A 14598-nucleotide genomic window follows, 5' to 3' on the forward strand; every position below is an offset into this window, starting at 1 on the left:
TTTGACAAATGTAAGTCTTTTATCTTTGATATTAAAATATTTATAACTCTTTTATCACCTTTTTCATTTGATTTTTCCAAGACAGCCGGCCGATGGAGTTTCTTATTTGTTCCGGCGGAATATCGAGAGCCGAATAAAACCGGACAATCTCATTGATATCGATGGCGCTTTCGTCGGCAGGTGCTTTGAGAATGTAGGGCATACGGTCAAAATCCTCATCCGTTTCCGAATAAATGAACGGTATGCCGCGAGCTGCATACTCCCTGTTTTTGAGTGTTTTTATTTTGTCGATGTGGCTGCGGTGGCGTGCCAGGCTGCCGATGGCAAAGTCTGCCCGGTCGAACAGTTCATCCAGTTCTTTTCCCATCATCTGTCCGTGAAAAATGACTTGCTTCCTGATGTGATAGCGGGTGATGAGTTCGTGGAAACCCGGAGCGTGCTGCGAATCATACATTTCTGATTTCCATACTCCGCCTACGATATGGAAGTAAATTTCCCTGTCGTGAGGTTGCCGGTAATATTCTCCCAGTCCGTGTATCAGTCGGTCGTATCCGTGCCAGTAGTGGACCTCCGCAACCCCTATCAGATGGATGGCAGAGGACGAATCAAGACCGCTCGTCTTTCTGAGCGGGACAGCGTCGAAATCCACTCCGTTGGATATCCTGATGGTGCGTTGGCCGAATATCCTTGCTTCGTCTGAAAACGTGACAATGGCATTGACCCACTTTGCCAACGCCCTGCGGAACAGCCTGTCTATTTGCAGTCCGCACCGGGTAATGAATGGAAAACCTTTGTACTCCGAATCGTATGGATAAGTGGGGATTTCCATTGCAATCTTTATTCCGGCTTTCTGCAACCGGTGGAATAGGCGAACCGTAAACGGGTTTGCATTGTGAAATGAACGTACATAAATCATGTCAACACCCTGACTGACGGCATAGCGGTAAATGCTGCCGTATGAAATCCTTTTCCTGACCGCCGCCCACTTCCCCATACCATAATCTTCTATGACCTCTTCGTTCATCATGCGCACCCGGTGTCTGTTTTTATTTATGCCATACGTGCAGATGTCCACCGTGTGACCCAGCTCGCGCAACGCCTTTATCTGACATAGAATCTTCTTACTTATGCCGCTGCTCTCGGAGAAACCGTGATATAATAAAAAAATGATTCTCATGACTGACCTGTTAAAGAATGAAACAAATTATTCCATTTTTCCATAATCTGTTTTTGCGAGTAGCGTTGTATATTCGTTTTAGCTTGCGTTCCCATTCTTATTCTTTTACTTTCATCTTCTATCAATAGGCATATTGCTTCTGCAAGTTCCTTTATATTACCATTTTCCACCAGCAGGCCGTCTTCTCCGTTTGTTATTATTTCTGCCGGACCATGAGGACAGTTAAATGAAACACAAGGGAGTCCGCACGCCATTGCTTCCAGGAGTGCCATCGGCAAACCTTCAAATCGGGAGCTCATGACGTACATGGAACTTTCCATATACTTCTCCTGAATGTTTCGGACAGGTTGGCATAACTTGAAGTTTTTTTCCAGTTTATGCTTTTCGATAAGGGATTTCAACATCTCATATTCCGTTCCTTCACCGTAAATATTTACTTCCCAGTCAGGATGTTTCCGGTTGACAATTGCCCAAGCTTCGATAAGCCGTTCGTATCCTTTCTGTTCATTGAGCCTCCCGATGCTGATGATGCGTTTATTTTTGCAGGAACTGCTATATTGCGGATAGAATGGGAGTGAATTCGGAATGACAAATGCTTGTTTTATGCTTGCCCAGTTACCGGCATCATGTTCGGTCAGCACCACTAAAGCATCCAGTCGGCTTACCCCTTTTTCTTGTTTTTTCCGCCAATATCTTGCTATTTGTCTGTATGGAAATCCGCGTTGTTCCAATAAGTGAAAATTGCGGCTGTAGGGTTTGGCTATATGCGATTCTCCCACCTTCCTGCTTCCATCTTTTAGTTGGGTGAGGAAGTCGAGGTCACGTCCCAGCGTGCTGATAACGATGTCCGCTTTCAGGCGTTCCAGCAGTCTGCCGAGTTTTCTTCTGTAAACAAACATGAGTGTGAAGTAGTAAAGACTTCTGAGCAGCAAACCATGACGGTATTGTCGGTCGAAGTTGATGCCCAAGTCAATATGCCTCACCTTGGACGAGAGCGGAAAGACGACCGCCCTTCCTGCCTGTGAATCAGTGACTATATATACCTCATGCCCCATCACGTCGGCCAGATAGTTTGCCTTCTGAATGATGATTCTGTCGGCACCGCCCACGGTGGTCAAGGCCGTATATAGATATACAATTTTCATTTCTCCTTCAGTTCGTTGAAAAGCTTTTCCCACATCGGCATGATAGCCTCCGGTGAGTAGCGCTCAATGTTTTCCCGTGCCTGACGGCCGAATGCTTTTCGTTCTTCCTTATACTCTATGAAGTAACACAATGCTTCGGCAAATGCCTTAATATCACCGTTTTTCACCAAGAAACCATCCTCTCCGTCACGGATAGTCTCTGCCGGTCCGTTGGGACAGTCGAAGGCGACACACGGCAGTCCGCAACCCATAGCCTCCAGCAACACCAAGACGAAGCCTTCGTAATTGGAACTCAGGGCGAAGATGGAACTGTTAAGATATTCTTGTGCTATATTCTTCGTGAAAGGATGGATGGTGACCGACTTTGCCAAACCGTTGCGGCGGATTTGTCCGTTCAATGCCTCCCGGCGGATGCCTTCGCCGAAGATGTCCAGCCGCCAGGAAGGATGCTGCTTGTTGACGATGCTCCAGGCATCAATCAGTCTGTCAAATCCTTTCTGATACGTGAGCCGCCCGACCGCTATCACGCGGTGTGCCTCACACGGACTGCTTTGGGGAGGGATGAATTTCGTGAAATTGGGAATAACACGCACATGCGGTGCCTTGCTCCATGCTTTCGCATCCGCCTGCGTGAGCGTCACCACCACATCACTGTACTTTTCTATCAGCCGGAAACGTCTGCGGGTGTTCCATTTATTTCTCAAATCTTTAAAAAATCCCAGCCTGAAATCATCCGTCAGATGGATAAACTCCCTCGCGCCGTGTGACTCGATGACCTTCTTGGCGCGGCACTTCAGCCGGCATATCTCGCCCGCCATATAAGTTGTAGTGCAAATGATAATGTCAGGGTCTATTTTTCTTATTATCTCTTTCAGACGCCTTTTGCCCAACCGCTGCAGTCTGAACCTCATCCATACGCGTCGGGGCAACATATACCGGTAGCACACATGATGGCGTATGTCGAGGTCGACATGATGCACATTGGGCGACAGAGGGAAGCTGACCGGATGGTCTCCCTGCGACGAAGTGACCAGATACACCTCATGGTGCAGGCGGTCGGCCAAGTAATTCATTTTGTCGACGAATATCCGTTCTATCCCGCCCACAACGGCTATCGTGTCATATACATATATAATTCTCATATCATTTTTTTGAACAATGTATCCCATTTTGCCATGATGTTCTCCGGCGAATAACGCTCCATGTCGATTTTGGCATTGTGCCCCATCCGCTCTCTGTCTTCATCGCGCAGAATCATTTTTATCAAGCTATCTGTAAAGTCTTTTAAATTACCTTTCTCCACCAGAATGCCGTCTTCTTCGTTGTAGATGATGTCGGCGGGTCCGTGCGGACAGTCGTATGCCACACAGGGCAGCCCGCATGCCATTGCCTCGATGAGCACCAGTCCGAAGCCTTCGTAATTGGAACTGAGCACAAAAAAGGCACTCTTGTAATACTCTTCCGCTATGTAGTCCGTAAAGGGACGGATTGTCACCGTTCCCTCCAGTCCGTAAGTTTTTATTTGCGCGTTCAGCTCATCCTTCAGCACCCCTTCGCCAAAGATGTCCAGCTTCCACTTGGGATATACCTTGTGTACTTCCGCCCACGCTTTAATCAGCTGGTCAAATCCTTTTTGATACGTGAGCCGTCCCACGGCGATGGCGCGCGTGGCGTTGTAATCGAGATAACCTTCCAGAGAAACGAACCATGTGAAATTGGGGAGGACACGTATCGGCCGCCTGAATCCCTTTGCCCACGACCGGGCATCGCTTACGGTCAGCGTCACCAGCACGTCACAATATTTCTGCACGGCACGACACTTTTTGTATGCCTCATAGCGGTCGAACCAATCGCGGATGCAGCCCCGGCTGAAATTGTCGGGTATTGCCATATACTCCTTGGCGCAATGCGATTCCATTATCTTTTTCGCTTTTCCTTTCAACCGCCCGATTACTCCGGGCTTCCAGGCCGTGGTGCAGATAATGAAGTCGGGACAGATGTCGTCTATCACCGCCTGAGCGCGTTCTCTGAACAGATTGTCCAATCTTTTCGCTTCGCGCAGACGCTTGAAATACCGGTATCGGTACTGCGAATGAAAACGGACTCCCAGGTCGATGTGCCTCACCTGGGGCGACAGTGGAAAGCTGAAGGGAACGTCTCCCTGTGAGGTGGTAAGTAAATATACCTCATACTGAAACTTGTCTGCCAGATAATTCATTTTCTCGACAAATATCCGTTCCAGTCCTCCCTTATAGGCGATGCTTTCGTGTATATATATTATTTTCATTGTGCCGTGAGCCGATTAAACAAATCAATCCATTTTATCATCACTTTATCAGCCAGGAAACGTTTGGAATTTTCTTTTGCCTCCTTGCCCAGTTGTCTTCTCAGTGGATGGTTTATAATCAGTCTGTGGATGGCCGTCGCCATGTCCCACAGTTCGTGTCCGTCGGGCGACATCCTTTCAAAATAAGGCAACAGTATTCCGTCTTCGTCGTGATGTATTATCTCGCCCGGACCGTATGGACAATTGAGTGCGATGCAGGGCAGTCCGCACGACATCGCCTCGATTAGCACCAGCCCGAAACCCTCATACAACGAGGACATCAGAAACATGGAACTGTCAAGAAATTCTTGTTCAAGGTCGTCGCTGAAAGGATGGATTTTCACCACTTCCTCCAGTCCCAGTCTTTCAATCATGTGTAATAAAGATTTCTTTTCTTTGCCCTCTCCGTAAATGTCCAGCCGCCAACCGGGATGTATGCGGTACACCTTCAGCCATGTGGCAATTATCCGGTGGAAAGCCTTTTCTTTGGTGAGCCGGCCGGCGCTTATGGCGCGTTTCACCGTGAGGGGGCTGGTAGCGGGCGGAAGGTCGGGTATGGAATTTGGAATGACAAATTTCCGCTTGCTGTCTGTGTTCCATTCCTTGCTGTCTCCGTCGGTGAGCGACACGATGGCGTCACACTTCTCCTCGATGGTGAGGAAGCTCTTCCGTATCATCCGTTCGTGTAAAAGCTGGATGGGCTTGCTGCGCTTTATTCCGTCATTGATGCCGGTGCGCGACTTTACGCAATGCGATTCGACTATTTTTTTTGCACGGCACTCCAACCGGCACACCACGTCTGCCTTATAATAGGTGGTGGCGATGATGATGTCGGGGTCTATCTGTGCGATTTGTTTCTTTATTTTCTTTTCAAAGTCGCAGTCCATCCGCCACTTCATCCACCATCGCAACGGAGCTTTATGCCGATATTGCAGATGGAAGCGGACGTTGAGGTCGACGTGCTTCACCCGTGCGGAGATGGGGAATGAGAAGGGATGCTCTCCCTGTGCGGCAGTAATGAGATAAACATCATAAGCGCATACATCGGCAAAATAATTCATTTTGTCTGTCAAAATCTTTTCTACGCCTCCAATCCGCGCGATGGCGTCATAGACATATACTATTTTCATCCTTCATATTATTTTCTACAAAAATAAGCTTTTCCCGACAGACATCCAAATAAAAACGTAATGGAAGTTACCGTTAAAACGGTAATTTTCCATTATTTTTCGTTTTCTCTTCCTCTGCGCGGAGAAAAGCTTGAAAAGCCCGGTCGTGTGTGCGCCAGTCGTTTTCTGCCGCCGGTCCTTCGGAGGCACTGTGAGAAGCCCTTTGGAGCCACTCCGCGGAAGGGGCGTATTCGGCAAATTTGGTCATGCTGGGGTTGTGCGAGAGATAAATCGTGCCGCAGGCGCCGTTGCGGTTTTTCGCCACGATGAGCAGCATCATGTCCGGGGTGACGGGGTACTGGCTGTCGGGCACCACACGCATTCCCGCCTTGTGGGGGTGGAAAATGAAGCTCACCGTGTCGGCATCCTGTTCGATGCTTCCGCTCTCGCGGATATTTTCGAGGTGCGGCATTTTGTCAAAATTGCTCATCACCTCGCGGTTCAGCTGGCTCAGGGCGATGACGGGGATGTCCAGTTGCATGGACAGCAGTTTGAGCAGTTGGTTGTTGGCGGCTACGTCCTGTTCGCGGGTGCCGGTGGTGCGTGTGGTGGCGAAAAGTTGGAGGTAATCCACGCCCAGCAGTCTGCATTTTCCTTCGGCATGGAGTGCTTTCACCACCACCGCCACTTCCTCCATGGTGATGTTTCCGCGGTCAAAAAAACGGATATCCATCTGTTCCATTGTTTTCCTCATCTCGCGCACCAGTGTCAGTTCGGCATCGGTGAGCCGCCCCCTGTTCCAGTTGTCGGGCTTGATGTCCGTCAGGCTCAGAATCCAGCGTTCCACCAACTTGTCGGCCGACGACTCCATACTGATGAGACACACGGGGACCCCTTGGCGCACGGCGGTGAGGAGGGTGTACATCAGGATGGCGGTCTTGCCCTCGTTGGGGCGTCCGCCGATGACGTTGAGCGTGCCGCCGGGCCATCCCTGCAGCATCTCGTTCAGTGGTGCGAAACCGGTGTCGATGCCCGGCAGTTCGCCCTCCGCGCGGTTCATGCGTTGCTCCAGCCGTTCCATGACGCGCTCCATCACTTCGGGCATTTCGCGCAGCTCGTTGATGGCGGGCAGGTGGTTGCTCAGGTCGTTCACCTGCCGCAGCACCTCCACCAGCGTCTCTTCGATGTCGATGGTTTCGTCGGCGGCGCGGTTGTCGCCCGACAGCAGGATTTCGCGCAGCCGTCGGCGCATGTAGAACTGCGACAGGATGTCGATGTGTTGTTCGAGGTGTGCCGAGCTTGCCACCCTGCCGCTGATTTCGGCGATGCGGTATGCTCCGCCCACGGTGTCCAGCATTCCTTCTTCGCGCAACTGCTGTGCGACGGTGAGGATGTCTATCTGCAGGTCTTTTTTCTGCAGCGCGAGGCAGGCGTTGAATATCAGTTTGTGGGCCGGTTCGTAAAAGTAGTCGGGGTGGATGAGCGGGATGTATCTCCGCGCCGCCTGTCCCTCTATCAGGATGGCGCCGAGCACTGCCACCTCCAGTTCGGGGGCGGCGTGGGGCATGACGCCGGTGCTGCCCATAAAGATTTTCTGTACTATTTTTACGTCTCTTTTGTTGCCTGAATTCTGCTTCTGACTTTCTGAATTCTGTATTTGGGAATCTGAATTCTGTTTCTGACTTTCTGAATTCTGTATTTGGGAATCTGAATTCTCCTTTCGGAAGTCTGAATTCTGCATTTGGGAATCTGAGTTCTGCTTCTGACTTTCTGAATTCTGTATTTGGAAGTCTGAATTCTGTTTCTGACTTTCTGAATTCTGGATTTGGGAATCTGAATTCTCCTTTCGGAAGTCTGAATTCTGCATTTGGGAATCTGAGTTCTGCTTCTGACTTTCTGAATTCTGTATTTGGAAGTCTGAATTCTGTTTCTGACTTTCTGAATTCTGGATTTGGGAATCTGAATTCTGTTTCTGAGAATCTGAATTCTGTATTTGGGAATCTGAATTCTGTTTCTGACTTTCTGAATTCTGTTTTCGGAAATCTGAATTCTGTTCTTGACTTTCTGAATTCTGCATTTGGGAATCTGAATTCAGCATTTGGGAATCTGAATTCTGTTTCTGAGAATCTGAATTCTCCTTTTGGGAGTCCGAATTTTCCTTTCGGTCTCCCGCATCTTGTTTGTTTTCTTCCATTTTTTTGCTTCTAGAACTTGAAACTCTTGTCCTTCAGGTAATTGCATGCCAGTTTGGTATGCTCCTTCTTTCGGATGGTGTCTTTATACAACTGCACATTTCGAATCGCCTCCTCGCGCTCTTCCAGACTCAGTTTTCGCCATTCGCGGCGTGCCTTTTCCTGTTCCGCAGGCTGAACTTCAAGCATGAAGCTGTAGTACTTGAAGAACTCCTGAAACTTCTTCTCCGTCTCACTTCCCAGCTCGATGTCCCGCTTCGTTTTCTGCTCCTGCAGACGCACGCTTTTTCCGCAATGCTCTTCGTAGTGGGGCAGCCAGAAGAGGTTTTTGGAAATCTCTGTGCATCTTTCAATCAGACCGCTCATTTCCAGCAGTTTGATTTTTTCGTGCGCCGTGCTTCTGCTCCATCCGGTCAGTTTCATGATGTCGCCGGGGGTGAGATAAATGCTGCCTCTTATCAGCTTGACGCCCTGGTTGGTTTTGCCGTCGCCAAAGTTGGCGTAAACCAGCATGTAGAAATACAACGTTCCTGCACTTCGAATCGGTATTTGATTGATAATCAGTTCAGCCAACTTGCGTGGCAACGCCATGTAACCGTTCTCGTTGAAATTCAAAATTGAATCTAATAAATCTTTTTCCATGTCAAATGTTTTTGTGGACATGCATCCGTTACATTTCCGGACACTTAATCCATTGGTTTATAATTACATAAGGGGTAGGCTCCGTGACCCTTCCGGACGGTGACCCGGACAGCCTTTCCTTATTGTATTTAGAATTAAAAAAAGAAACAAAGAAAACTCTCTTGAGGGCTTTGGGAAAGTCTTACCATTGTTTGGGAAGAATGTCTCCATTGTTTTCGGAAAGTGTCTCCATTGTTTGGGGGTACTGTCCCCGGCTTTTTCGACGACAAAAGTATAAAACTGAAAAAACTAATGTTTCAAGAAGTTGAAAAATCATTTTATTTTTGTACTTTTGCGCCCATTTTTATTAATTATTATTCATTTAAAAAAATGTAACATCATGCTTAAAAAACAAGACGATGAGATTTTGCGAATTGCGTATCATATTGAAAGCTCGGTTATGAGCGTACTTCGGGCTTATGCCGATTTGATTTCCTACAAGTTCACTTCGGCGAAAGTGGATATGAAGATGTCTTATAACACGTTGGAAAACAACTTGAAAGACAATCACCACCCCAAGTTGGAAGTGATGGTAAGAATCGCCCGCGGGCTGTTTCCGGGGCTGGAGGAAGAGATTATGCCGGGGCTTCCCCGCAAGCTCTCTTCCCATCTCTGCCGCAATGAAATGATGGCGCGTATTTTTGCTGCCTTTTTGGGTAATAACGCCAAGCGTATCAAGCAGGTAGCTTCTTTGATGTCCCGTTTGGCCGACGGTGAGCTTCCCACGCTTTCCGAGCTTGATGTGATGAAGAAAGCAGCAAAAAAAGACAAATAAAATTATTTTCTAATTTTATTTAAACTTTTTAGGGCATCCCCAGATAATTGAAGATTAGTTCCACTTGTTTGGGGGTGAAGGAGTGCTGGGAAGGGATGTATCCGCTTTGGTTCAATGCCTTTTCCAGCACTTTATTTCGTTCTATCCACTTGCGCAGGGTGCGCAGGGCGCTGACGTAACTCATTGTGGGATTGTAGAGATGGGCTATTTCCGCCTTTCCGTAGCTTTTGATTTCGATTTGTTTTTCAATTTCTTCCATATACTTCTTTATTTTTTTAAGTAATAAGTAAAGGTACTCATTATTAGTGGTTTATGCAATAATTTTTGATTATTTATTTCCTTTTCTCATCTTATATTTTCGTTTGTATATTGTTTATATCTTAATTTATCACTTACGTTCGGTTTGTAAACCCGGCGTCGCCGCGCTGCCGTATCTTTGTGGTGTTCCAAGCGGGGGAGGGCCTCTCCCGAAGCTGTGTAAAGGCAGCGTGTGGGGACGAGAGAAACGGATTATTAACCTGATAAAAAAGTAAGATTATGGCAAATGTGAAATTTTCAGTTGTGGCCAAAAAGAATCCTGTGGAGCCGGAAGCCGGTGCCAAATTCTATGCCTGTGCACAGAGCGCGGGGGTGCAGTCGCTCGAAGACATGAGTAAGGTGATTGAGAAAAACTGTACGCTGACTTCTACCGATATTATGGCGGTACTCCATGCCATGGACGAGGTGATGCGTGACCAGTTGTGTAATGGACAGATTGTGCGCATCGGTGATTTGGGCTATGCCCGCCTGTCCTTGCGCAGCCGCGGGGCCGACTCGGAGGACAAGTTTGATTCTTCTCTCATCAAGCAGGCACGCGTGGTGTTCACGCCCAGCGCCAATACGCGCCGCGCTCTGATGCACCTCGTTTATGTGAAGGTGGAGAAGCGTCCGGTGAAGTCCAAGAAAGTGGTAGAGGAGTAACGTATCGAATCGTGAACAGACTTTTCTTAGAAGGAAAACGAAACGTATCGAATCGGGAACAGACTTTTCTTCAAAGGAAAACGGAACGTATCGAATCGTGAACAGACTTTTCTTAAAAGGAAAACGGAACGTATCGAATCGTGAACGGACTTTTCTTCAAAGGAAAACGGAATGTATCGAATTGTGAACGTACTTTTCTTCAAAGGAAAACGGAATGTATTGAATCGGGAACAGACTTTTCTTCAAAGGAAAACGGAATGTATTGAATCGTATCGAAAAACAGATTTTTATTAAAAATGAAACGAACTAAACAACAAAACAAAATGAGTAAAATGAACAAAACAGCTTGGGGAATCCTCCTCAAGCTCATTATTGCAGTTGCGACTTCGGTTGCCGGTGTTATCGGAATCACTTCATGCATAGGAGGCTGAGAAAATGGAAAGAGAAGTAAATTTAATTGTCGTTCACTGTTCCGCCACCCGGGTGGACAGAGACATAACGGCACGCGACATCGACAGCTTTCACCGGGTACGCGGCTTCAGCAGTTGGGGCTATCATTACTATGTCCGCAAGGACGGTTCGATAGAGAAAATGCGTGACGAAAGCGAGCCGGGTGCCCATGCCTACGGTCATAACCGTGACAGCATCGGACTGTGCTATGAGGGCGGACTGGACGTGAACGGGCGTCCGGCCGATACCCGCACTGCTGCGCAAAAACGTACACTGGTAGCGCTGCTCCGTTCCTTGCGGGCTGATTATCCAGGGGCGCGGATTGTGGGACACCGTGATTTGAGTCCGGACGTGAACGGCAACGGCCGTGTGGACAAGTGGGAGCGCACCAAGGAGTGCCCCTGCTTTGATGCGGCGGAAGAGTATGCGGATTTGTAAAGTATATGTAAATAAAAAAGAAGGAGTACGAGTGATGGCAATAAGATATAGTTTGTCAAAGAAAGGTGCCAATGGCGACGGTCTTTATTACGCGAATACGCGCAGTGCGGGAGTGGTGGATTTGAAGGAGTTGTGCAAGCGCATCACGCAGCGCTGCCGCCTGAAAGAGCCGATGCTGCTGGCGTCAGCCATGGCATTTGCAGAAGCGATGGAGGAAGAGCTGGCAGAAGGCAGGATTGTGGAGCTGGGTAATGTGGGCCGGTTTCAGGTGTTGTGCAGCAGCACCGGTGCGGAGACGGCCGACTGTTTTTATGCGTGCAAGCACATGAAGCCCGCCAAGATTCAGTTTCGCCCGGGCAAAGGGCTGAAACAGATGCTCAAAGGGGTGGAATACAGAAGGGTGGCACTGAAATGAAAGGTGCGGATAAGGTGGTGGATAAGGCGGCAGCGGTGAAAACGGCTGCCGTCTTTTTTTAAGGGGTGGATATAATTGTTTCTTTATGTATGGCTATGAATATAAAAAGAGTATCTTTGTCGGACAGAAATTCTATTGGGCAAGAAGGGGAGCCGGATAAAACTTAGAATGGAAAAGCAAGGAAGTGATATGATGTTTGTCTCTGTATGTCCATGAAGATATGTTGGTGGTAAAACATGGAATTATGAAAAAGAAAGTTTCAATATTGATTCCCACATATAATGAAGAAAGGTCACTGCCGTTTTTATATGATGCACTGATAAAAATAGTAGATAAGCTGGATGCTTACGACTGGGAAGTGCTGTTTGTGAATGACGGCAGTTCGGATACTTCTCTGAAGCAAATCAAACTGTTGCGGCAAAAAGATGAACGGATATGCTATGTCGACCTTTCACGTAATTTCGGCAAAGAAGCAGCAATGCTGGCCGGATTTGACTATGTGACAGGAGATTGTACGATAGTGATGGATGCTGATTTGCAGGATCCTCCATGTTTGATAGAATCCATGCTTTATTATTGGGAAAAAGGGTATGACGATGTGTATGCCAAAAGGAATGACCGTGGCGCGGAAAGCTTTTTAAGAAGAAAATTTACTCTTTTGTTTTATTCCATATTACAAAGGAGCACTCGGGTGGAGATATTGCCCAATGTCGGCGACTTTCGCTTGTTGGACAAATGTTGTATCCGCACATTGAGAGGTTTACGTGAGAGTGAACGTTATACCAAAGGGATGTTTGCATGGATTGGTTTTAAGAAGAAGGAAATCTGTTTTGACAGAAATGACCGGCTGGTCGGACATTCTTCGTGGAGCTTTTTCCAGTTGTTGGGGCTGGCAATAGACGGTATCACTTCATTTACAATTTTCCCATTACGCTTTGCGACTATTTTGGGAGTAATTCTATCTTTGTGTGTATTTATTTATATGATTTATATTTTTATAAAAACATTGTTGTATGGCGATCCGGTTCAAGGTTTTCCCACTTTGATTATTGTGGTTTTGTTTTTAGGAGGAATTCAATTGCTGTCATTAGGTATTATTGGAGAATATTTAGGACGTATTTTCAATGAAGCGAAAAATAGGCCGGTATATATTGCCAGAGAATACAACGATGTAAAATTATAAAAAAGAGAAGAATCGTGGAAAAATATATCAAGAAATATATACATATTGTGTCACTTCTGGCATTGGGAATCCTTTTTTATGCATTAAATGCCAATGTGCCTTTACGAAATGATGACTTAATGTATTCTTTTATGTATTTGAGGGAGTGCGTAGGCAATGTTCCTCATCCCATTGATTTAAATGCTCCGATAGATGGGATAGGAGACGTGTTCGTTTCTCAATTCAATCATTATTTTTCGATGAACGGCAGGACGCCTGTACATTTTGTAGTGCAGTTGTTTTGTGCTGTGTTTAATAAAGATATATTTAATATCTGTACATCGCTTGTTTATATCCTCTTTCTTGTGGGGGTAGCAAAATTAGTTTTTCCTGACCATCGTTCTTATGTGCATTATGTGGGGATAGCAAGCGTGTTTTGGTTCTTTTTCCCTTTTTCTTTATTTTATGCGTTGGGCATATCTTTTGCTGTAAATTATATGTGGTCTCTTACAGCCTGTATTTGGTTTTTACTGTTATACCGCAAAGTGAGAAGTGGGCTGGTTATGGGAAAATCCGGTTGTGCTTTGGCCTTGGCCGTCAGCTTTTTGGCAGGGTGGTCACACGAGGCTTTTGCGATGGGCATAGCTGGAGCTTTGTTTATTCATACATTGTATGATTATAAGAAAAATGAAAATGGGGGACAGAAGTTTTACTTGGCTGTCGCTTTTTGTTTAGGCGCGGCTATGTTGGTGATTTCGCCCGGAACCTTGGGGCGACTGCATTCGGTAGGAGCGGTTGTAGATATTGTTGATGCAGTTTATTCCCGAATCGGGGTGTTGTTTTTCATGAAGCGTCTGTGGCTATTGCTTGGTTTGACCTTCTTCTTGACAGTGGCCGGATGCTTGAATATAGCTTCGTTTTTAAAAGAAAATACGTTTCTGTTGATGGCACTTTGTATAGAAATCCTTTTTATTTTGCTGTTAGGGTTTGTAAATGAACGTGCGCTGTTGGGAGTAGAGTTCTTTTCTTTTTTGTTATTGCTTCGTATGTTGTGTAAGTGGAAAAAGGAAAAATACTTGTTGAATAAATATATATTGATTTCATTCTTTTCCATTTTTCTATGTATGGAGTTGAATGTCATAAAAGTTTTGTCGCTGACAGAAAAGGAATACTTCTCTATTATTGACAGCTATCTGGCTGATGCGAATGGTTTTGCATATCAGGCAAATCTTGATATTCCTTTTTATTATAACAGATATATAAGTCGTTTGTCTCCTGATAGTTGGGAGGTGAAGGCACTTTCTTATTATTATGGCAAGCCTATGCATTTGTTTCCGGCTTCATATAAGGAATATTTGTTACATATTGATTCTTATTTATCTCCTGCTTACCAAGTGGAAAATGGGGGCGGGCTATATAAAATACCCGAAACGTCCCTTTATATAGCTCAAGTTGATTCGTGCCATGAGGAAGATACTTTTGTGTGCACGTTCAGTTATGAACCGGTTCCTGTTAAAGAGAAATATTCTTTAAGACAGGTTTGGGATAGGAGTGTGTATGAAAATAAATATGATAGATATGAGATTAAGGTGTCTCCGGTTAGATGGAATGACAGGTCTGTTGTAATAATTGATAATGCTGCTTTCGAAAACAGAGTATTGCAGAATATCGTGATGAAGGCCGATTAGATTTTTATAAGTTTTTATTTTAAAATGAAAAGATATGAAGTGTGACAATAAGAGTTTGAAAAAGGGTGCTTTATATTGTT

The 14598-nt window shown here is 46.2% G+C and carries 15 protein-coding genes; 7 read left to right on the top strand and 8 right to left on the bottom strand.

From position 1 onward, the window contains the following. Nucleotides 1-40: 40 nt before the first annotated feature. The 7 genes from QYT14_RS01040 to QYT14_RS01070 form a co-directional block, all read right to left on the bottom strand. The gene (locus tag QYT14_RS01040; RefSeq protein ID WP_288324096.1) at nt 41-1177 is read right to left on the bottom strand and encodes a glycosyltransferase family 1 protein; all 1137 of its coding nucleotides are present in this window, start codon (nt 1175-1177) and stop codon (nt 41-43) included. Continuing rightward, on the bottom strand, nt 1174-2322 hold the full coding sequence (locus tag QYT14_RS01045; protein WP_288324097.1) for a glycosyltransferase family 4 protein: 1149 nt from the start codon (nt 2320-2322) through the stop codon (nt 1174-1176). Before QYT14_RS01045 ends, QYT14_RS01040 begins: the two co-directional genes overlap by 4 nt. Beyond that, entirely contained in the window at nt 2319-3464 is a 1146-nt protein-coding gene (locus QYT14_RS01050; RefSeq protein ID WP_177796099.1) for a glycosyltransferase family 4 protein, read from the bottom strand. The genes QYT14_RS01045 and QYT14_RS01050 overlap by 4 nt, the downstream gene beginning before the upstream one ends. Further along, on the bottom strand, nt 3461-4609 hold the full coding sequence (locus tag QYT14_RS01055; protein WP_288324098.1) for a glycosyltransferase family 4 protein: 1149 nt from the start codon (nt 4607-4609) through the stop codon (nt 3461-3463). Before QYT14_RS01055 ends, QYT14_RS01050 begins: the two co-directional genes overlap by 4 nt. After that, complete coding sequence (locus QYT14_RS01060) at nt 4606-5778, bottom strand: glycosyltransferase (RefSeq protein WP_288324099.1); 1173 nt, start codon at nt 5776-5778, stop codon at nt 4606-4608. The genes QYT14_RS01055 and QYT14_RS01060 overlap by 4 nt, the downstream gene beginning before the upstream one ends. A 73-nt stretch (nt 5779-5851) precedes the next feature. Continuing rightward, complete coding sequence (locus QYT14_RS01065) at nt 5852-7342, bottom strand: DnaB-like helicase C-terminal domain-containing protein (protein ID WP_288324100.1); 1491 nt, start codon at nt 7340-7342, stop codon at nt 5852-5854. A 619-nt stretch (nt 7343-7961) separates the two neighbouring features. Beyond that, entirely contained in the window at nt 7962-8591 is a 630-nt protein-coding gene (locus QYT14_RS01070) for a helix-turn-helix domain-containing protein (protein ID WP_237038071.1), read from the bottom strand. Between the two features lie 379 nt (nt 8592-8970). Here QYT14_RS01070 and QYT14_RS01075 point away from each other — a divergent pair, with 379 nt between their 5' ends. Next, entirely contained in the window at nt 8971-9405 is a 435-nt protein-coding gene (locus QYT14_RS01075; protein ID WP_288324101.1) for a hypothetical protein, read from the top strand. Nucleotides 9406-9433: 28 nt separating this feature from the next. Here QYT14_RS01075 and QYT14_RS01080 read toward each other — a convergent pair whose 3' ends face one another. After that, a complete protein-coding gene (locus QYT14_RS01080) occupies nt 9434-9664 on the bottom strand; it encodes a DUF4248 domain-containing protein (RefSeq protein WP_288324102.1) in 231 nt (76 codons plus the stop codon). Nucleotides 9665-9942: 278 nt separating this feature from the next. Between QYT14_RS01080 and QYT14_RS01085 the strand changes: the two genes are divergently transcribed. From QYT14_RS01085 to QYT14_RS01110, 6 genes are all read left to right on the top strand, one after another. Next, the gene (locus tag QYT14_RS01085) at nt 9943-10365 is read left to right on the top strand and encodes an HU family DNA-binding protein (protein WP_237038068.1); all 423 of its coding nucleotides are present in this window, start codon (nt 9943-9945) and stop codon (nt 10363-10365) included. 323 nt (nt 10366-10688) lie between these two features. After that, nucleotides 10689-10796, top strand: coding sequence for a smalltalk protein (locus tag QYT14_RS01090; protein WP_237038067.1), 108 nt, complete (start codon nt 10689-10691; stop codon nt 10794-10796). 4 nt (nt 10797-10800) lie between these two features. Further along, a complete protein-coding gene (locus QYT14_RS01095) occupies nt 10801-11253 on the top strand; it encodes an N-acetylmuramoyl-L-alanine amidase (protein WP_288324103.1) in 453 nt (150 codons plus the stop codon). 34 nt (nt 11254-11287) lie between these two features. Next, complete coding sequence (locus QYT14_RS01100) at nt 11288-11668, top strand: hypothetical protein (protein ID WP_288324104.1); 381 nt, start codon at nt 11288-11290, stop codon at nt 11666-11668. Between the two features lie 244 nt (nt 11669-11912). Beyond that, a complete protein-coding gene (locus QYT14_RS01105; RefSeq protein WP_288324105.1) occupies nt 11913-12851 on the top strand; it encodes a glycosyltransferase family 2 protein in 939 nt (312 codons plus the stop codon). 14 nt (nt 12852-12865) lie between these two features. Next, nucleotides 12866-14518 carry a DUF6056 family protein gene (locus tag QYT14_RS01110; RefSeq protein ID WP_288324106.1) on the top strand — a complete coding sequence of 551 codons (1653 nt, stop codon included), beginning with the start codon at nt 12866-12868 and terminating at the stop codon, nt 14516-14518. Nucleotides 14519-14598 lie beyond the last annotated feature (80 nt).

It is taken from the genome of uncultured Phocaeicola sp. (assembly GCF_948499155.1).
In the GTDB taxonomy this organism is placed as follows: domain Bacteria; phylum Bacteroidota; class Bacteroidia; order Bacteroidales; family Bacteroidaceae; genus Phocaeicola; species Phocaeicola faecalis.

Bases quoted from the DNA above. Each gene is read 5' to 3' on its own strand.
- QYT14_RS01080 (WP_288324102.1), bottom strand. From the start codon at position 9,664: ATGGAAGAAATTGAAAAACAAATCGAAATCAAAAGCTACGGAAAGGCG.
- QYT14_RS01090 (WP_237038067.1), top strand. From the start codon at position 10,689: ATGAGTAAAATGAACAAAACAGCTTGGGGAATCCTCCTCAAGCTCATT.
- QYT14_RS01095 (WP_288324103.1), top strand. From the start codon at position 10,801: ATGGAAAGAGAAGTAAATTTAATTGTCGTTCACTGTTCCGCCACCCGG.
- QYT14_RS01105 (WP_288324105.1), top strand. From the start codon at position 11,913: ATGAAAAAGAAAGTTTCAATATTGATTCCCACATATAATGAAGAAAGG.
- QYT14_RS01075 (WP_288324101.1), top strand. From the start codon at position 8,971: ATGCTTAAAAAACAAGACGATGAGATTTTGCGAATTGCGTATCATATT.
- QYT14_RS01060 (WP_288324099.1), bottom strand. From the start codon at position 5,778: ATGAAAATAGTATATGTCTATGACGCCATCGCGCGGATTGGAGGCGTA.
- QYT14_RS01050 (WP_177796099.1), bottom strand. From the start codon at position 3,464: ATGAGAATTATATATGTATATGACACGATAGCCGTTGTGGGCGGGATA.
- QYT14_RS01045 (WP_288324097.1), bottom strand. From the start codon at position 2,322: ATGAAAATTGTATATCTATATACGGCCTTGACCACCGTGGGCGGTGCC.
- QYT14_RS01070 (WP_237038071.1), bottom strand. From the start codon at position 8,591: ATGGAAAAAGATTTATTAGATTCAATTTTGAATTTCAACGAGAACGGT.
- QYT14_RS01100 (WP_288324104.1), top strand. From the start codon at position 11,288: ATGGCAATAAGATATAGTTTGTCAAAGAAAGGTGCCAATGGCGACGGT.
- QYT14_RS01085 (WP_237038068.1), top strand. From the start codon at position 9,943: ATGGCAAATGTGAAATTTTCAGTTGTGGCCAAAAAGAATCCTGTGGAG.
- QYT14_RS01055 (WP_288324098.1), bottom strand. From the start codon at position 4,609: ATGAAAATAATATATATACACGAAAGCATCGCCTATAAGGGAGGACTG.
- QYT14_RS01065 (WP_288324100.1), bottom strand. From the start codon at position 7,342: ATGGGCAGCACCGGCGTCATGCCCCACGCCGCCCCCGAACTGGAGGTG.
- QYT14_RS01040 (WP_288324096.1), bottom strand. From the start codon at position 1,177: ATGAGAATCATTTTTTTATTATATCACGGTTTCTCCGAGAGCAGCGGC.